Source organism: Trueperella sp. HMSC08B05, assembly GCF_001808405.1.
Lineage (GTDB): Bacteria > Actinomycetota > Actinomycetes > Actinomycetales > Actinomycetaceae > Trueperella > Trueperella bernardiae.
In genome coordinates, this window is the sequence record NZ_KV793231.1 from 142,518 (window position 1) to 159,693 (window position 17,176).

General features: G+C 66.3%; 15 protein-coding genes and 1 tRNA gene. 9 read left to right on the plus strand and 7 right to left on the minus strand.

All coding sequences use genetic code 11. The features are described from left to right. The first annotated feature begins 26 nt into the window (after positions 1-26). From HMPREF3167_RS01845 to HMPREF3167_RS01875, 7 genes are all read left to right on the plus strand, one after another. Positions 27-935, plus strand: a complete 909-nt coding sequence (locus HMPREF3167_RS01845; RefSeq protein WP_068538304.1) for a helix-turn-helix transcriptional regulator — start codon at positions 27-29, stop codon at positions 933-935. Continuing rightward, positions 820-1,887 (plus strand): helix-turn-helix transcriptional regulator, encoded by a 1,068-nt coding sequence (locus HMPREF3167_RS01850; RefSeq protein ID WP_082661073.1) that lies wholly within the window; start codon positions 820-822, stop codon positions 1,885-1,887. Before HMPREF3167_RS01845 ends, HMPREF3167_RS01850 begins: the two co-directional genes overlap by 116 nt. Continuing rightward, complete coding sequence (locus HMPREF3167_RS01855; protein WP_062612474.1) at positions 1,866-2,231, plus strand: hypothetical protein; 366 nt, start codon at positions 1,866-1,868, stop codon at positions 2,229-2,231. The genes HMPREF3167_RS01850 and HMPREF3167_RS01855 overlap by 22 nt, the downstream gene beginning before the upstream one ends. Further along, positions 2,228-3,127 (plus strand): diacylglycerol/lipid kinase family protein, encoded by a 900-nt coding sequence (locus tag HMPREF3167_RS01860; RefSeq protein WP_070445155.1) that lies wholly within the window; start codon positions 2,228-2,230, stop codon positions 3,125-3,127. Before HMPREF3167_RS01855 ends, HMPREF3167_RS01860 begins: the two co-directional genes overlap by 4 nt. Further along, entirely contained in the window at positions 3,124-5,724 is a 2,601-nt protein-coding gene (locus tag HMPREF3167_RS01865; protein WP_070445158.1) for a DEAD/DEAH box helicase, read from the plus strand. Before HMPREF3167_RS01860 ends, HMPREF3167_RS01865 begins: the two co-directional genes overlap by 4 nt. 218 nt (positions 5,725-5,942) lie before the next feature. Next, positions 5,943-7,409 carry an apolipoprotein N-acyltransferase gene (gene lnt / locus HMPREF3167_RS01870; RefSeq protein ID WP_068538301.1) on the plus strand — a complete coding sequence of 489 codons (1,467 nt, stop codon included), beginning with the start codon at positions 5,943-5,945 and terminating at the stop codon, positions 7,407-7,409. Beyond that, the gene (locus HMPREF3167_RS01875; protein ID WP_070445161.1) at positions 7,406-8,149 is read left to right on the plus strand and encodes a polyprenol monophosphomannose synthase; all 744 of its coding nucleotides are present in this window, start codon (positions 7,406-7,408) and stop codon (positions 8,147-8,149) included. Before lnt ends, HMPREF3167_RS01875 begins: the two co-directional genes overlap by 4 nt. Positions 8,150-8,169: 20 nt before the next feature. Here the strand turns inward: HMPREF3167_RS01875 and HMPREF3167_RS01880 are convergent, their stop codons facing one another. The 5 genes from HMPREF3167_RS01880 to pepN all read right to left on the minus strand — a co-directional run bounded on the left by HMPREF3167_RS01880 (position 8,170) and on the right by pepN (position 13,308). Beyond that, positions 8,170-8,523, minus strand: coding sequence for an RNA polymerase-binding protein RbpA (locus HMPREF3167_RS01880; protein WP_062612484.1), 354 nt, complete (start codon positions 8,521-8,523; stop codon positions 8,170-8,172). Positions 8,524-8,834: 311 nt separating this feature from the next. Next, positions 8,835-9,347: a MerR family transcriptional regulator gene (locus HMPREF3167_RS01885; protein ID WP_070445164.1), complete on the minus strand. Its 513-nt coding sequence runs from the start codon at positions 9,345-9,347 to the stop codon at positions 8,835-8,837. Positions 9,348-9,522: 175 nt separating this feature from the next. Further along, positions 9,523-10,272: a transcriptional regulator FtsR gene (locus tag HMPREF3167_RS01890; RefSeq protein ID WP_062612487.1), complete on the minus strand. Its 750-nt coding sequence runs from the start codon at positions 10,270-10,272 to the stop codon at positions 9,523-9,525. Continuing rightward, positions 10,269-10,715, minus strand: a complete 447-nt coding sequence (locus HMPREF3167_RS01895) for an FHA domain-containing protein (protein WP_062612701.1) — start codon at positions 10,713-10,715, stop codon at positions 10,269-10,271. The genes HMPREF3167_RS01890 and HMPREF3167_RS01895 overlap by 4 nt, the downstream gene beginning before the upstream one ends. Before the next feature lie 79 nt (positions 10,716-10,794). Next, on the minus strand, positions 10,795-13,308 hold the full coding sequence (gene pepN / locus HMPREF3167_RS01900; RefSeq protein WP_070445167.1) for an aminopeptidase N: 2,514 nt from the start codon (positions 13,306-13,308) through the stop codon (positions 10,795-10,797). A 70-nt stretch (positions 13,309-13,378) separates the two neighbouring features. Between pepN and HMPREF3167_RS01905 the strand changes: the two genes are divergently transcribed. Then, positions 13,379-14,140 (plus strand): dimethylarginine dimethylaminohydrolase family protein, encoded by a 762-nt coding sequence (locus HMPREF3167_RS01905; protein WP_070445170.1) that lies wholly within the window; start codon positions 13,379-13,381, stop codon positions 14,138-14,140. Between the two features lie 88 nt (positions 14,141-14,228). After that, a tRNA-Pro gene (locus HMPREF3167_RS01910) sits at positions 14,229-14,305 on the plus strand. 250 nt (positions 14,306-14,555) lie between these two features. Here HMPREF3167_RS01910 and HMPREF3167_RS01915 read toward each other — a convergent pair. Both HMPREF3167_RS01915 and der read right to left on the minus strand, forming a co-directional pair. Beyond that, positions 14,556-15,677 (minus strand): 6-phosphofructokinase, encoded by a 1,122-nt coding sequence (locus HMPREF3167_RS01915; RefSeq protein WP_068538297.1) that lies wholly within the window; start codon positions 15,675-15,677, stop codon positions 14,556-14,558. 76 nt (positions 15,678-15,753) lie between these two features. Then, the gene (der, locus tag HMPREF3167_RS01920) at positions 15,754-17,166 is read right to left on the minus strand and encodes a ribosome biogenesis GTPase Der (RefSeq protein WP_068538513.1); all 1,413 of its coding nucleotides are present in this window, start codon (positions 17,164-17,166) and stop codon (positions 15,754-15,756) included. Between the last annotated feature and the right edge of the window lie 10 nt (positions 17,167-17,176).

A 17,176-nucleotide genomic window follows, 5' to 3' on the forward strand; every position in this document is an offset into this window, starting at 1 on the left:
CACTTTAGTCGAGTAACCTAGTGGGTATGAAGAATGAGCGGACTGCGACCGAACGGCGATTCTCGCTGCTGGTCGCCCTTCGCCGGAGACAGCCGACGGCGCGCCAACTCCTCTCCAGCCCCGCCTACCGCGATCTCGATGCGGCCCACGCCCAGCGCTACCTGGAGCGCGACTTGCAAGACCTGCGCGCATCCGGGTACCGGATCGACGTCGACGCCGATAACCGCTACATTTTGGTGGATCAGAACATCCTTGTGGACGGCACGGACGTGGAGATGAGCCTGCTGCGCTCGTTGCTCGGTTCGCGGGATGCCTCAGTGATGCTGGCCTCGGCGAAGTCGGCCGTGACCAAGCTGCTGTCCTGGGGAGAGACGGACACGGAGGACTTCTGGCTCGCTGCTCGCCTTCCGCATGGCGACTGCGCGTTGACGATCGCGCCGGCGATTCAGCGCCAGTGCCGCATCGCCTTCGAGTACCGTCCCACTTCGAGCCAGGTACCCACCCGCCGCGTGGTGGAGCCAATGCGCCTCGAGATCCACCTCGATGCCTTTTACCTGCGCGGCTACCAGGTCTCCAGCGAGTCGGGTAGCGGCAGCGGGATGCGCCTGTTTAAGCTCGACAGGATCGCCGGCAAGGTTGAGGTGCTGGATGAGCCGATTACCCATGACGCCGTCGACGCTTTCCTCACCACGTTTACGCCTGTCGACGCCGTCGTCCACACCATGCGCGAGCTGCCGCTTGCGTCCCAGGCGGTTCAGGTACGCGAGCTAGACGGCGGTTACGAGCTCACGCTCGAGGGCGTTGATCGCGCCCAGCTGTATGAGGAGCTCTTCTTCTACGGGCTCGACGCGCGGCTGGTCGGCCCGCCTGATCTCACGGCTGACTTCGAAGGCCGCGTGGCCCACCTGGCACGGCTCGGAGGTGGTGATGACTGACCTGTCGCTTTCGCGCAAGCTCGCGATCCTCACCTACCTCAGCCGCGGCCCCAAGACTCTCCAGCAGCTGGCCACGCACTTCCACACCTCGACCGACCGGATGTCGCGTGAGCTGCACGAGCTGTTCGTGTTCGAGATCGAGGACCGGGGCTACTATGAGAACCCGGTCGACATCGACTTTTCCGAGGAAGGCGCCGACGGCGAGGTCCGCCTCATTGACGACACGACCGGCATGGCGCCCTCGCTCTCACTGGCCGAGGTGCTCGTCATCGTGGCCCTCATCGACGACCTGGTGGCCGCCGTCGACGCCGATACCCGGCTCAACCTCCTGCGCCTGCGGGAGCGCATCGCAGTGGCGCTGGGGGAGCGGGGGTATGCCTCGGCGCTGTGGCCAGCCCCGGCGGTCAACGCGCGGAAGGTCACCGACGTGCTGACGGCGGCGATGCGGGAGACGAAGATGGTCCAGCTCGCCTACCTCAAGGCGGGCCCGGACCTGCGCGTGGTGGAGGAAAGCGTGAGGGTTGTCCCCGCCTTGATCTCCACCGGCTCGCGCCCACGGCTCGTAGCCGGCAAGAACGGCGAGCTACGCACGTACCGCCTGGACCGCATCGCGGCGGTGGACGTGCTCGAGGAGTCGTTCAAGATCTCCGAGCGTGAAGCGCTCGTGGCGGCCTTCGACGATGAGGCGGCGTTTACTGGCGAGCAGGTGACGATCCGGTGCACGTCCGCGGGCCGCTGGGTCACCGAAACCCTGCCCGTGGATTCGTTCCACGAGGTCGATGGCGGCCTGGAGATCGTGCTGACGGTTCGCTCGCTCGCCTGGCTTCGCGCCCTGCTCGTGCGGATGGGGGACGCGGTGATCGGCGTCGAACCGGAGCGGGTTGCCCGCGAGATCGCCGCGCAGGCGCGGCGCTACCTGGAGGATGGCTTATGTGGTTCTGGATCCTGCTGATTGGCCTGACCGCCCTGGCGGTCTACCTGGGATATACATTGCGGGATGTGTGGCGTTCGGCCAAGCGGCTCGGCACCCAGTTCGGCGAACTGTCGCGGGTGGCCGACGCCATGACGGCTCCCGAGCGTGAGCGCCCGCCGCTCGGAGACCTGTATGCGGACCCGGAGCGTGTGCGCGAGGCGCGCGAACAGCGCCGTCGGATCCGGGCGGAGCGGACAGAACTGCGGCGTTGTAACCTGGCAGCCGCGCGCGAGCGCTGGGACGAGCTGGACGAAACCTCCTTCGACTCGATCGGGCCCGAGGCCCGGGAGCGCGCCCGCCAGCGGGTCAAGGGGCACGCATGAAGGTGGCACTTGCTCTGAATCCGAGCTCGGGCAAGGGCCGCTCGGAGGGCTACCGGGCGGTTTTGCGTGAGGTGCTGGAGAAGTACCCGGTGGAGATGGTGTGGCTGCCGGCCGGCACGCGCGAGGAGAGTTTCGCCGCGATGCGTGAGGCGATCGACGAGGTGGATGCGCTCATCATCGTCGGTGGGGACGGCTTCATCCACAACGCCGTGAACGCGGTGGGGGATTCGGGCGTGCCGCTGGGGATCGTGGCCGCCGGATCGGGCAATGACATCGCCCGCGAGTTCGGTCTGCCCATCCACTCGGTCCACGACTCGGTCCACCAGATCGCCTCCTGCCTGCTAACGGGCCGGCACCGGGACGTCGACGTCATGGAGATTTCCTGGGAGGGCGGCAGCGAGCGGGCGCTCGCCATCGTCTCGGTGGGCATCGACGCCGACGTCAACGTGCGCACGAACCACATGTCCTGGCCGAAAGGGAACACACGCTATTTGCGTGCCCTGCCCGGCGCGATCGGTAGCTACCGGCCCTTCGGCGTGCGGCTGACCATGGACGGGCACACGTCCGAGGGGCAGATGACGCTGCTGTCGATCGCGAACACGCGCTACTTCGGGGGCGGCTTTTGCATCTCTCCGGGTGCACTGCCTGACGACGGCCTGCTCGACGTCGTCGTCACCCGTGGTTTGCGTGCGCCTGAGATCGCCGGGCTGCTCGGTCGGCTCGTGGTCTACCGGCACCTGGCCGATCCGCGCGTCCACCTGTACCGTACCACGGAAGTCCGGGTGGAGCAGGGCCCGGGCGGCACGCTGCCCATGCTCATGGCCGACGGCGAGGAGATCTGCCGGGCGCCCGCCACGATCCGCCTCCTGCCCAAGGCGTTGAGGCTGGTCATATGATCTTAGAGAACTTCGTGGACCGCTACCGGACGCGTGGCATCGTCCTTGACGACTTCCAGTTGGATGCGATCGAGGCGCTCGAGTCCCGGGACGTACTGGTCAGCGCTCCGACGGGCGCGGGCAAGACCGTGGTGGCCGAGTACGCGGTGGAACTCGCGCTGGCCCGCTCGAAGCGCTGCATCTACACCGCGCCGATCAAGGCCCTGTCCAACCAGAAGTACCGCGACCTGGCGGGCGAGATCGGCGAAGACTACGTCGGCCTGCTCACCGGCGATCAGACAATCAACCGCGACGCCCCGATCCTGGTGGTCACCACCGAGGTGCTACGTAACATGCTCTTCCAGCGCGATGAGATCGTGGCCGACATCGGCTACGTGGTGCTGGACGAGGTGCATTACCTCAGCGACGAGTTCCGCGGCCCGGTCTGGGAGGAGATCATCCTCCAGTTGCCCGCCCACGCCCGCCTCGTCTCCCTTTCCGCCACGATTTCGAACGTGGAGGAGTTCGCTAGCTGGCTACGCTCGGTGCGCGGGGTCACGGAGGTGGTGGTCTCCCGGGAGCGCCCGGTGCCGCTCGTGCAGCACGTGGCGATTTCGCGCCGGCTCGAGCCTCTGTTCGCGGGTGGTGAGATCAACCAGCGCCTCGTTCAGGCCGACGCCTCGCTTTCTTCCGGCCGACGACGCCGCCCCACCAGCTTCGCCCGCCGTAAGCGGGTGCTGAACCAGCTCCAGGACGCTGACCTACTGCCCGCGATCGAGTTCATCTTCTCTCGCAAGGGTTGTGACCGCGCGGTGGGGGAGCTCCTCGATTCGGGGATCACCCTCAATTCGGCTATGCAGCAACGCGAGGTGCGGGCGCGGTTGCGCGAGCTGCGCGCGGACCTCAGCGAGGAAGACCAGCGCGCGGTCCGCTTTGGGTTTTGGGCCAAGGCGATGACGCGGGGCTTTTGCGCTCACCACGCCGGCATGTTCCCGGCCCTCAAGGAGCTGGCGGAGGACCTCATGGAGGATGGCCTGCTCAAGCTCGTCTACGCCACGGGCACGCTCGCTCTCGGCATCGACATGCCGGTGCGCACGGTGGTCCTCGAGGAACTCCAGCGTTGGAACGGTGCCGACTTCGTGCCCCTCACCGCTACCGAATACACCCAGCTCATCGGGCGAGCCGGCCGGCGCGGGAAGGACAAGGTGGGCCACGCCGTCGTCATGCACACCGACGAGCTCGACATCCAGGAGCTCGCCGACCTCGGCTCGGGGCGCGTGGAGCCGCTCCAGTCGGCGTTCTTTCCCTCCTATAACTCGGTGGTCAATCTCCTCGCTTTTCATCCGTACGAGGACGCGCGGGCGATTATGGGCACCTCGTTCGCGCAATACCAGCGCAACGCTGAGCTGGGCGAGGTGCGCGGCCGGATTGCGCGCGTTCGCGCCCGGCTCGAGGAGGTCGAGGCCGAGCTCGCGGGGGAATGCCGGGACGGGAGCCTGCCCGACTACCTGCGCCTGCGGCGCACGGCCAAGCGCGCTAGCAAGGCCGAGCGCAAGCGCGCCAAACGCGAGTACCGCAAGCACATCGCGGATTCGTGGGACGTGGCCGCCACCGGCCGGCTGTACGCCTTCGCGCGCGGCGGGGAGCTGGACTACGGTGTAGTGCTGTCGGTGGGGCCGAAGTTGCGGCTCGTGGACCTCAACGGCGACATGGCGTGGCTGCGTGAGGAGGAGCTGTCCTCCGAGCTGCGCGACCTGGGCACGATTCCCATGCCCTTCGGACTGTCCCCGAGGAAGGTCGAGGTCAGGACCGATATTGCGGACGCGATGTGGGAGGCCGTTGGGGAGCGGATTGAGCTGGGCACCGACCGGGATCTCACCGGCTCGTGGGACCGCTTCGCCGTCACTTCCTCCGACGAGCTTGACGCCCACCCCGTCCACCACTGCCCGGACCTGACCGAGCACATTCGCACGGGCAGCGAGTTCACCTCGCTGCTGGACAACCTCGAGCAGCTCGAGGCGGACTCGGAGGCCTACGACGATTCGGTGGCCAAGGAGTTCGACGCCACCGCCGGCGTGCTCGCCCGGCTCGGCTACCTCCAGCCCGGGGCCGAGGGGCTCCGCACCGGGATGGTCAAGCTCGCGACCGGCGCTGCCATGCTGCGCGGGATCCACAACGAGGCCGACCTCCTCATTGTCCAGAGCCTTGCCGAGGCCGCTTTCGCCGAGCTCACGCCGGAGGAGTTCGCAGGCGCGTGTTCGGCCTTCCTGTGCGACCGACGGCTCGGGACCGATCGACCCACAGGCGGGGCGCTGCGCGCATCCTGGCAAGCGATCGAGCGTAACGTTGAGTTCCTGCACCGCGTGGAGGAGAGCTTCGGCATCGTCCGCACCCCGGAGCCGTTCTCGGGCGGCATCGACGCCTTCGCCGCGTGGGCCAGCAGGGCCGACCTGGAGTCTGTGCTCGCCATGGGCAACCTGGTGGTGGGGGACTTCATCTCCGCCAACCGGCGCCTCATTGACTTGCTCGGTCAGATCGAGCAGGTCGCGCCCGCGGAGGATCTGCGCGACCTGGCGGGCCAGGCGGTCAGGCTCATACGCCGCTGGCAGTGGCTCTAGCGGAGCTTCGAGCCGGGGCCACCGCCATCGTCGAGCGTAGTGAGCGAGCTCATGGCGGGTGAGCGGGCGATTCGGCAAACCGAGTTGCCGGCCGGCTCGAGCCGCCCTACCCTGTAAGGAGCAGGAAGGTGTCAGTGCAGGCCCTGTTCGATAGAAAACGATCCCCGATCGGTCCGAGGAACAGCGGCCTGCACTTTATTATGTCGTAAGATCTGAACGTGATCGGAATCCTTTTCGCAGTTCTTGGCGGCGTGGCACTGTGGTTTGCCACCTCCTCCGGGCTGTGGATCCTGGGATTCTTCTCGATCTCGCTGCTGTGGCTGGCCGTCCGGGGCAGAGGAGTGGCCGTCGGGTTTGGCCTTGGCTGGTTGTGGGGCATCGCCTTCTTCCTGCCGCTTGTCCGGTGGGCGGCCGTCTCCACTGGGCTTGTTGCGGCGCAGGTTGCGCTCGCCGCGGTCGAGGGCCTGTACCTCGGCGTCGTGGGGGCAATGTGGGCGCTGCTGGCGAAAGAGGAGAGGCTCGCACGACCCTGGTTGCGCGCCCTGGCGGCGGCCGCCGTTTTCCTCGCGGTCGAACAGATCCGGGGAATGTGGCCCTACGGCGGCCTGCCATGGGGAACCCTCGCCTTCACGTTCACGAACTCGCCGCTGGTTAACTACGCCCCCTATGGCTCCACGGCGCTGGTGGGGGCGGTCGCCGTCGTCGTCGGTGTGATTGCTGCGATGTTGCTGCGAATGAGCTACCTCCAGGCCGCGACCTCGGCGGTGGTGGTGCTCGCGCTCGTCATCGCACCGGTGGTCTTCCCGGTGGGGGCGCGCTCGTCGGGGAGCCTCAACGTGGCCGTGGTCCAGGGCAACGTGCCGCCCGCTGGCACGGATAACCGGGCGCTAGTGGTGACCGAGAATCACGTGCGCGCCACGCGCGAGCTGGTCGAATCCGCCGAAACGACGCCCGACCTGATCTTGTGGCCCGAATCTTCTTCCGACCGCGACATCCGTGCCGACGACGCGGCGGGTAGCCTCGTCTTTGACATGGTGGCCGACCTCGGCATCCCGCTCGTCATGGGTACGCAGGAGTATGTGGAGGGCGGGCGCTACAACGACGTTTTGGTCATTTCCCCGGACGGGATCGTGGGCCGCTACTCGAAGCAGCACCCCGTCCCGTTCGGCGAATACATCCCGCACCGCGAGCTTATCCGTAGTTTTACGGACGTCGTGGACCAGGTCGTCACCGACATGCTTGCGGGCACGGGGGAGGCGCGCGTGAATGTGCCCTCGCTTGGCGTGAAGGTGGCGGTGCCGATCTGCTTCGAGGTGGCCTACACGCAGATCGTGGCGGAGGCCGTGCGGGGGAGTCATTTGCTCGTCATTCCTACGAACAACGCCTCCTTCGGCACGAGCGAGCTGTCCGCCCAGCAGTTCGCGATGACCACCTTCCGCGCGGTGGAGACCGGGCGCACGGCGATCCAGGTATCGACGTCGGGCATTACGGGCGTGGCGGACCCGCGCGGTGTGGTCTATGAGACGGACCTGTTCACGCGGGACGCGCGGGTGGTCAAGGTGGCGCTGCACGAGCAGACGACGTTCGCTACTCGCACGGCCGAGCAGCGCGCGATCCTCGTCTTCGTGCTCGGCGCGTTGGGCGCTATCCTAGCGATAGGAATGTCGAGGCAAGGACGGTCATGAAGGTAGTCATCTGTATCCCCACCTACAACGAGCGCGAGTCGCTTCCGGGCCTCCTGGATCGCACGCGCGCGGCGGTTCCGGAGGCGGACATCCTCGTCATCGACGACAGCTCGCCGGACGGCACGGGCGCCTACGCCGACGAGCGGGCGAAGGCCGACCCGCAGATCCACGTCATGCATCGCACGGCCAAGGAGGGCCTCGGCAGGGCCTACCTGGCCGGTTTTGAGTGGGCGATCGAGCACGGGTACAGCCACGTGTGCGAGATGGACGCCGACGGCTCACACAGGCCCGAACAGCTACCCGACCTCCTTGCGCGAGCCGACAAATCGGACAAGCCCGAGCTGGTGATCGGCTCGAGGTGGACCGACGGTGGGGAAGTGGTGAACTGGCCCAAGCATCGGGAAGTGCTCTCCCGGGCCGGAAATCTCTACATCAAGATGTGGCTCAACCTGCCGGCAAAGGATGCCACCGCCGGGTTCCGTGTCTATCGCGCCGACGCCCTCAAGCGGCTCGACTTTGCGGCCGTGGAGTCCAGGGGGTACTTCTTCCAGGTGGACATGACATTGAAGATGGCCGACGTCGGCGCGCGCATCGCGGAGGTGCCGATCTCGTTCGTCGAGCGCAAGGCCGGCACGTCGAAGATGAGCGGCAACATCATCCAGGAAGCTTTCCTGCGCGCCACGAAGCTCGGCATGGAGCGACGCGGCGCGCAGCTGAAGGCACTTCGGCGCAGGGCCTAAGCAGACCGAGCGCTAGCGGATTAGTGCAGGCGCTTGTACAGCTTGCCCTGACGAAGAAGCTCCAGGCGCTCGTCGAGCAACACCTGCAGTTCCTCAACCGAGCGGCGCTCGAGGAGCATGTCCCAGTGGGTGCGCTGCGGCTTGGCCGGCTTCTCGTCATCCTCGCCGTCAGCTCCGCCGATGAGCTCGGCGCGCTTGCCACACTTGCATTCCCACACGGCGGGCGCCTCGGCGTCCTCGGCGAAGGTGACGGTGAAAGTATGCCCGTCCTCGCAACGGTAGCTTTCCTCGCGGCGCGCCACGAAGGCGACTCCGGCGTCGGACTCGAGCGAGTGTGCGCCGATCTTCATGCCGCGCAGTGAACGTTCTGCCATGTGTCTCTCCTTCGTTTACGTCTATTCTAATGCCGACGTGCGGCCGCCCATTCCGGGCTGGCGGAAGGGGCGAGATAGCGCGGAAAGCGGCGGTTCGAGATCTGTCGCAAATCCTAGCGCCAATCCGATAATGTACATTATGTCAAAATAGCGGAGAGAAGCTCATAAAGCGTGCGGTTCTGCTTTTCTGATGTTCGCGACCCTACTCGGGGCCACTCTCCCGCGCTGAAGCTCTGGCCAGCTTTGATCGGAACGGCTTTCGCGGAAACTCCGGCTGGCGCACCGACGCCCCTGGTTGAGGTTCTCGCTTCTTAGATCGCGTTACGCTTGGCGGCACGACGTGCGGCGAGCTCGTCAATCGGCTCGTCCTGCGCGCGCTCGGTGGGAAGCTCGGACAGCTCGCCCTCGACTTCGCGCCACACCTTGCCCACGGCGATGCCGAACACGCCCTGGCCGCCCTGGATGAGGTCGATGACCTCGTCGTTCGACGTGCACAGGTACACGGACGCACCGTCGCTCATGAGCGTCACAGCCGAAAGATTCTCCACCCCGTACTCGGTGAGCTGGGCAATCGCCACGCGGATCTGCTGGAGGGACACGCCCGTATCGAGCAGGCGCTTAACCACCTTGAGCACCAGGACGTCACGAAAGGCATACAGGCGCTGGGAGCCAGAACCCTTCGCCGACCGGATCGAGGGCGAGACCAGGCCAATGCGATCCCAGTAGTCGAGCTGACGGTAGGTGATGCCCAGCGCGCGGCACACGGCCGGCCCGCGGTAGCCGGTCTCCGTGTCAAGATCCGGCAACTGGCCCCCAAAGAGCATTCCCTGTGCGAGCTGCGGGTGTGCGCCATGTGCGGTTGCGTCACTCACGTCAGCCTCCTTCGAATTGTTACTCCTAGCGTAAACCGGAAGTGGGGCGATCTCAACGAAGCTGGTTGAAACACGCACGGCGTGTCTTTGTGCCGTGTCTCAAGTTCAACTTGAAGGTTTGCTCCCCCTACCTCAGCTGGACGTCGATGTTCTCCGTCAACAGCGCCCGGTACAGATTCGTCAGCATCGTGGCCAGTTCCGCCGACTCGTTAACCACCCGCTCCTTGGCCAGCGGCGTGTTGCGCGCCCGCTCGGTTGCAAGATGGCTGGCCACGTTGGCGGCGTGGGCGTGGGCGGAATTCTTCACCTGGCGAAGGCTGCGCAGGTCCATCCCAGCCTCCCCCAGCATCTTCGAATACCGCACGATGTCCACGGCGTGCGCCGTGAGCCGGCCGCGGGCGTCGGGAATGATCATGCCGGCATCCACCAGCTGTTCGATTTCGGACAGCGCCGTGCCGGTCAGGGCTGCGAGCTCCTCCTTGCGGATGCGGATGCCCGGTGTGGGGCGCACGTCCGGCTCAGAACTCAGCGCACGCAGCTTGCCCGGGTGCTCCTGGGTGGCCCTCCCGGAGTCGAGTTGGGCGAGCATCTCCTTGATCTGCGGCAACGGCACGTAGCGGTCGCGCTGCTCGACCAGGATGAAGCGCAGGCGCTCCACGTCGGCAAGCGAAAAAATGCGCTGATTGGACTCCGTGCGGTACGGGTCAATCAGCCCCTGCGACTCGAAGTAGCGGATCTTCGAGGCCGCGAGAAACGGGAACTCCTGGCGCAGGTGCGAGGTGACCTCACCGATCTTCAGCGTGGGTTCGTGCGACAGATCGTGTGGCCAGGAGCTGGGAAGAGACTCCTCCCCCGCGCGCCGTGGCAGGGGGTTCATTCTGCCTGCCGGGACGCGTAGAAGGTCAGCTGGAACTTGCCGATGCGCACCTCGTCGCCGTCGTTCAGCTTGGCCTCCTCCACCTGCTGGAGGTTGACGTACGTACCGTTGAGCGAGCCGATGTCGCGCACGTAGAAATCGCGCCCGTTACGCAGGAAGAAGGCGTGCTTACGCGACACCGTGACGTCATCAAGGAAGATGTCCGACTTCGGGTGACGCCCCACCGTGGTCGAGTCCGCATTGAGCAGGAAGCGGGCCCCGGCGTTTGCGCCGGTTTGCGCGATGAGCAGAGCGGAGGTGGGCGGCAGCGCGTTGATCGTGGCAGAATCCTCCGGGTCGAGCCCCCGCACCACGGGTGCAGCCTCCACGGCGTCGTTGATCGCCGTAAAACGCGACGTCGACGTGGGGTCAATCCCCTGCGGGTTTACCTCGAAATCTGCCATCACTTCCCCTTCCATTATTCACTCAACTTTATCTCACCGGTGCAGGCGTGTCATGGCTGGTCGGCAACTGGGCACTAGCTCACGCCGCCTGCGCGCGTAGCATCCGCAGGTGCTCGTCGCGGCAGTCGAGGATGACCTTGCGCAGCGCCCCGGGCGCCTCCGGGTTGGCCTCCAGCCACGCGCCTGCCGCCACGACGTCCGGGTGCTCCTCCGGGCTCGCCGCCTCGCCCAGGTCACCCATCGGGTAAAGGCCATAGATGATGCGCTCGGCGATCTCCTGCGAGCGCGAGGACCAGATCTCAGTCAGCTGAGCGAAGTAATCCCCGATTGCGACCGCCTTCTCCTCGGCGCGTAACGGCTGGCCCAGGCCGTCAATGAGGGCCTGGACGTGGTCGTTCGACAGCCCGCCGGCCAACACCTTGGCCAGCGTCTCCGCAGCGGCCCCCGGCATCGACGCACACGCACACATATGTTCCACGACGTCAGCCGCCGTGCCAGTGTTTTCAAGCTCGGCATCCAGCTCGTCCCGGCTTGCGTTCCCGGTGGCTGCCCGAGCGGTGAGGTACATCCAGCGCAGGTCCTGATCCGTGGTCTGCTCGAGCAGGCTCACGAGGGCGTCGTCCCGGCTCGGCAGTGACTGCCCGGCTCGTGCCGCGGCGCGGGACCAGATGAGTCGGGTGTCGTCGTCGCCGGAAATATTGGCCACGGCGTCGTCGAAGAAGCGCTCGAGCTCGGCCTCGCGCGCCTCCGCCGTCGTGTAGGAGCGCAGGGCGGCAATAGAGTTGAGCGTGCGCGCGGCGAGCAGGCTCGAGCTGGTGCCCTCGGCCGAGCGGGCGGTGAAGCGGGCGTAATCGGCGGCGGGGAGTAGGCCATCGCGGACCATCTCCCACAGCGCGGAGCTGACCACCGACTGGGCGAGCGGCTCGTCGAGCTCGTGGGCGAGCGCGGAGGCGAGTGAGCGCTCGTCGAAGGAAATCTTGATGTAGGAAAGGGCAAAGTCGTTGGGCAGGATGAGGTCCGCGTCCGGACCGATCTCATCCCAGGCCACGGTCACCTGGTCAGTGAGCTCGACGTCAGTGGCGCCCGTGCGGGCCAGCCGGTCGCCGTCGAGCCTCCAGCCGGACACGCGCAGGTGATGCGGGCGGGTGATCGGCGCGCCGTTAGGATCGGTGCCAACCTGGCGAAGCGTGACGCCGCCGGGCCCACGCTCGATCGTCACCGAGGACACCCTGGCGGTCTCCAGCCACTGCCTCGCCCACGCGCGCACGTCCTTGCCCGACGCCGCCTCGAGCGCCTCGAGCAGGTCGGCGAGGGTTGCGTTAGCAAAAGCCTTGTCCTTGAACAGCTGGGCGGCGCCGGCGAAGAACTCCTTCTCCCCCACCCACGCCACGAGCTGGCGCAGCACGGCCGCGCCCTTGGCGTAGGTGATGCCGTCAAAGGCCTGGTCGGCGGCCTCGAGGTCCACGATGTCAGCCACGATCGGGTGCGTGGTCGGGTACTGGTCGTTGCGCAGTGCCCAGGACACGCGCGCCCCGGCGAAATTCTCCCACGCCTCCGTGTACTGGGTGGCCGCCACCATACTCCAGGCACCCATGAACTCGGCGAAGGACTCCTTCAGCCACAGGTCGTCCCACCACACGGGCGTGACCAGGTCTCCAAACCACATGTGGCTCATCTCGTGCAAGATCGTGTTGGCGCGGCCGGCGCGCTGAGATCGGGTGGACTGGCCGCGGTAGATGTAGGCGTCCTCGGAGAAGGTGACGCATCCCGGGTTTTCCATCGCGCCCAGGTTGTATTCGGGCACGAAGACCGAATCGTACTTGCCCCACGGGTAGGGGAAGTTGAAGACCTTCGGCAGCAAGGCCAGGCCCTGCTTGGTCACGGTTGAGATGTCCTCCAGGTCGAAGTGTTCCTTGAGTGAGTCGCGGCAGTAAAAGCCGAGCGTGATCTTCTGCCCATCTACCTCTGCGACGTCAGTGAAGGCGTGGTAGGGGCCACCGATGAACGCCGTGAGGTAGGTCGACATACGCTTTGTGGTGGCAAACTGCGTGCGGCTCGTGGCCTCGCCCCGGCTGTTCGTGCCCGCATCGGCGCTTTTCGTGGCCTCGCCGTTCGAGAGCACCACCCACGTGGCAGGCGCCGTGATCGAAATCGTGAACGTGGCCTTGAGGTCGGGCTGTTCAAAGTTCGGGAAGACGCGGCGAGCGTCAGCGGGCTCGAACTGGGTGTACAGGTAGGTCTGGCCGTCCACAGGGTCACGGAAGCGGTGCAGCCCCTCCCCCGTGGTCGAATACGTGCCGCGGCCTGCAACCTCCACCACGTGCCGTCCCTGCGGAATCTCCACGGACACGCGCGCGCCATCGAACGTAAACGGCACCGCGGCGTCGTCGATACTGACGCTGGAGACCTCGACGCCAATGAAGTCGAGGAAAGTCGAGGCGCTCTCCCCCGCCGTCAGCTCGATGCGGGAGACCACGCCGAACGTGGCGGTGTCGGCGGTTGCCTCGGAGACGTCGAGGTCGATGGTGTAGCCGTCCAAGCTCAACAGCTCGGCGCGGCGGCGGGCTTCTTCACGCTTCAGATTCTCAGTCACTGCTCAATTCTCACCCCTGCACATGGTACTGACAAGTCCGCGCGGCGCGCTGACCGGCTAGTCTAGGGCTATGAACCTTGACTATGTGCTTGTACGCCGTCCCTCTCCCCTCATGGCGCGTGGCCAGCTGACCCACCTTCAGCCCACGGCGATGAGTTACGAACTCGCGCTCAAACAGTGGCAGGACTACTGCGAGGTGCTCTCCCGCTACACCGACGTGGTGGAGGTAGAGCCGACGCCCGAGCTGCCGGACTCAATCTTCGTGGAGGACACCGTCTTCACCTACGGTAACGTGGCCGTACGCACGAACATGCACCCCACGCGCGTCGCCGAACAGGACAGCCTGGTCGCCGTGCTCGAGGGGCGCGGATTCAACGTCGTCGACCTGCCGGCCGAGGCCCGACTCGAGGGCGGCGACGTGCTGAAGTTCGGCGGCAAGGTGTGGGTGGGCCTGTCCACGCGCACAAACGACGCCGGGCTGGCGGCCCTGCGGGAGATCCTCGTGCCCCAGGGTGTGGAGGTCGTGGGCGTGCCGGTCGAGCACGCGCTGCACCTGAAGTCGTGCCTGACCGCGCTGCCGGACGGCACCTTCATCTCTCACAAGGGCTACGCGCCGCCCGCCGAGTACTTCCCCGGGCTGCGCTACGTTCCCGAGTTCCTCGGCACGCAGGTGGTGCTGCTCGGCGGGGACAGCCTGCTGATCTCAGCCTCCGCACCAAAGACCGCCGACTACCTGCGCGGGCTCGGCTACGACGTGGTTGAGTGCGAACTGACCGAGATTGAGAAGATGGAAGGATCGTGCACCTGCCTGTCCGTGCGAATCCGGCAGTAGTCAGGCACTGTGGTGAGCCGCACCACCTCGGCCCAGATTTGGTAAAATGGCTGAGCTTTCGGCTAAGATCTATACGTCCAACGCGACACGGGCTATAGCGCAGTTTGGTAGCGCACTTGACTGGGGGTCAAGGGGTCGTGGGTTCAAATCCCGCTAGCCCGACCAGTAGCCCCGGCGCACAGCGCCGGGGCTTTTGTTTTCCCAGGGGGCGGGGCCGAAACCCGATATTTGCGGCACAATTTCGACTTCATTTGCACATATATTCAGACCTGGCTCAGATCGTCCCGCAGATTCTGGCCTACCATGACGTATGTGTGAACAACAGTTAGGTGGCAGCTCGCCGTCGCGAGCTGCCACCTACACGATCCAGTGAATGAAAATTCGGCGTGGCCATCTGGCCTGTCGGCGACTTGGCCTAGTCACCCATCGCCGTGCCGACCTCCCGGGCCGCTTCGATCCACTCGTGATCAGTGGGGACGTACTTGACCTTGCCGGCCACCGACTCGAGGTCCACCAACTCGGTGCCGTGCCCACGGTCGGCCACCATCACGTTAAAGTGACCCTCGGCGACCGCAGCCGCGCCCGCCACACCGAGGCGGGTGCCGAGCAGGCGATCCGCTCCGTTCGGGGTGCCACCGCGCTGGACGTGGCCGAGGATCGTCACACGCGCCTCCAGGCCCGTCAGCGCCTCGAGCTCCTGGGCGAGTGCGAGTGAGGTGCCTCGGTGCGAGCTCTCGATCGCCTTCACCGACTGCTTCGCGATCGCCTTCGCCTCCGGCGTGGAAGCATCCTTGACGAGGGCACGCGCGTACTCGAGCTGCCTGGCCTCCTCGATCGGCATGGCGCCCTCAGCGACGGCGACCACCGAGAAGCTCAGACCGTTCGCCCGGCGTCGTTCGATCTTCGCGGCGATCGCCTCCACCGAGTACGGGATTTCTGGAATAAGGATGACGTCGGCGCCGCCGGCGATACCCGCGCCGAGCGCGAGCCAGCCCGCGCGGTGGCCCATGAGTTCCACCACGATGATGCGGTGATGCGAGTGAGCCGTGGAATGTAGGCGGTCAATCGCCTCGGTGGCGATCTCGAGCGCCGTGGAGAAGCCGAAGGAAGAATCCGTGTAAAGGATGTCGTTGTCGATCGTCTTCGGCAGGTGAATGACGTTGAGCCCGGCCTCGGCAAGCCGGTGAGCGTTCTTCGCCGTTCCACCGCCGCCGAGGCAGACGAGCGCGTCGAGCCCGGCGGCGTCGTAGTTGTTCACGATGGTAGGGATCATGTCCTTGCGCTCGCCGTCGACCATCATGCGGTGGACCTTGTCACGCGAGGTGCCAAGGATCGTGCCGCCCGTGGTGAGGATGCCCGAGAGCTCCTTGGCCTCAAGCTCCACGTAGCGGTTCTCCGCGAGCCCGCGCATGCCATCGCGGAAACCGACGAGATCCCAGCCGTAGTTGCTGATCGCGGCCTTGCCAAAGCCTCGGATCGCCGCGTTCAAACCGGGCGCGTCGCCGCCCGCGGTCAAGATTCCAATTCTCTTAGTCATACCTCAATTATGGCCCATGGCCGCACAACATGTGGGCGATCAGTCCGCGTGAGCGGGCGCCCACACCCGCGCCAGGCTACTTCCGCTGGCGCCGCTCGCGCACCCGCACCGAAATCTCCACGGGCGAACCGAGGAAATCGAAGGTCTCGCGCAGGCGGCGTTCGATGAAGCGCCGGTAGCCATGGTCGAGGAATCCCGTGGTGAAGAGCACGAAGCGTGGCGGCTGGGCCGCCACCTGGGTGGCGAACAGGATGCGCGGTTGGCGTCCGCCCCGGACGGGGTGCGGGTTCGCGGCCACCAGCTCCCCGAGCGTCGAATTAAGCTTGGAGGTGGTAACGCGCTTGTCCCACGAATCGAGCGCCTTCACCATCGCGCGTGTCAGCCGGTTCGTATGCCAGCCCGTCTTGGCGGAGATGTTGATGCGCTCCACCCACGGCATCTGCACAAGCTCGCGCTCGATGTCGCGGTCAAGCTGGGCCCGCCGGTCGTCGTCCACCAGGTCCCACTTGTTGCACACGAGCACCATGGCGCGCCCGGCGTCGATCACCTGCTGCATGATGCGCACATCCTGCTCGGTCAGCTCCTGCGAGGCGTCGATAAGCATGAGCGCGAGTTCGGCCTTGTCGATCGCGCGCTGCGTGCGGAGCGAAGCGTAGTAGTCGGCCCCGGACTGCATGTGCACACGACGCCGAATGCCCGCGGTGTCCACGAAGGTCCAGGTACGTCCGTCGAGCTCCACGATCTCGTCCACAGGGTCGCGCGTGGTGCCCGCCAGGTCGTCGACCACCACGCGGTTCTCCCCCGCCAGCTGGTTGAGCAGGGAGGACTTGCCGACGTTCGGCTTGCCCACCAGTGCCACGCGGCGCGGCCCCTTGCCCGGCCGCTCCCGGCGCACGCCCGACACCTTCGGCAGGACGCGCATCGCCTCGTCCAGCAGCTCCCCCGATCCGCGCCCGTGCAGGGCCGAGACCGGGAACGGCTCCCCCAGCCCGAGCGACCACAGGTAGGCCACGTCCGCCTCTTGCGCGGGCGAATCGACCTTGTTTGCGGCGAGCACGGTGGGCTTGCCGGAGCGGCGGATGAGTTCGACGATCCGCTCGTCGTCGTCGGTCACTCCCACGTTCGCGTCGACGACCAGCATGACGGCATCGGCCTCCCGGATCGCGATCTCGGACTGGTCGGCCACCGAGCGGTCGATGCCGGTCACGTCGATCTCCCACCCGCCGGTGTCGACCACCGTAAAGGCGCGCCCGTTCCATTCGGCGTCGTAGTACACCCGGTCGCGCGTCACCCCGGGGGTGTCTTGCACGACAGCGACCCTGCGGCCCACCACACGGTTGACCAGGGTTGACTTGCCCACGTTCGGTCGGCCGACGATGGCGAGCACCGGGTTCGTCGGCGCGGGCTCGGCTGGCGCCAGCTGCGGGTCGAGGTCGAGCAGCGTGGCGTCGTCTTCCTCGAGTTGGTAGTCCTCTAGGGTGGAGCGCATGAGCTCGTAG

What these genes read in the sequence shown, in the direction of transcription:
- HMPREF3167_RS01915 (WP_068538297.1), bottom strand. Translation starts at nt 15,677, where the DNA reads ATGACTAAGAGAATTGGAATCTTGACCGCGGGCGGCGACGCGCCCGGT.
- der (WP_068538513.1), bottom strand. Translation starts at nt 17,166, where the DNA reads ATGCGCTCCACCCTAGAGGACTACCAACTCGAGGAAGACGACGCCACG.
- HMPREF3167_RS01855 (WP_062612474.1), top strand. Translation starts at nt 1,866, where the DNA reads ATGTGGTTCTGGATCCTGCTGATTGGCCTGACCGCCCTGGCGGTCTAC.
- HMPREF3167_RS01860 (WP_070445155.1), top strand. Translation starts at nt 2,228, where the DNA reads ATGAAGGTGGCACTTGCTCTGAATCCGAGCTCGGGCAAGGGCCGCTCG.
- HMPREF3167_RS01895 (WP_062612701.1), bottom strand. Translation starts at nt 10,715, where the DNA reads ATGGCAGATTTCGAGGTAAACCCGCAGGGGATTGACCCCACGTCGACG.
- HMPREF3167_RS01885 (WP_070445164.1), bottom strand. Translation starts at nt 9,347, where the DNA reads ATGCTCTTTGGGGGCCAGTTGCCGGATCTTGACACGGAGACCGGCTAC.
- HMPREF3167_RS01905 (WP_070445170.1), top strand. Translation starts at nt 13,379, where the DNA reads ATGAACCTTGACTATGTGCTTGTACGCCGTCCCTCTCCCCTCATGGCG.
- HMPREF3167_RS01865 (WP_070445158.1), top strand. Translation starts at nt 3,124, where the DNA reads ATGATCTTAGAGAACTTCGTGGACCGCTACCGGACGCGTGGCATCGTC.
- HMPREF3167_RS01845 (WP_068538304.1), top strand. Translation starts at nt 27, where the DNA reads ATGAAGAATGAGCGGACTGCGACCGAACGGCGATTCTCGCTGCTGGTC.
- HMPREF3167_RS01880 (WP_062612484.1), bottom strand. Translation starts at nt 8,523, where the DNA reads ATGGCAGAACGTTCACTGCGCGGCATGAAGATCGGCGCACACTCGCTC.
- HMPREF3167_RS01875 (WP_070445161.1), top strand. Translation starts at nt 7,406, where the DNA reads ATGAAGGTAGTCATCTGTATCCCCACCTACAACGAGCGCGAGTCGCTT.
- HMPREF3167_RS01850 (WP_082661073.1), top strand. Translation starts at nt 820, where the DNA reads ATGAGGAGCTCTTCTTCTACGGGCTCGACGCGCGGCTGGTCGGCCCGC.
- HMPREF3167_RS01890 (WP_062612487.1), bottom strand. Translation starts at nt 10,272, where the DNA reads ATGAACCCCCTGCCACGGCGCGCGGGGGAGGAGTCTCTTCCCAGCTCC.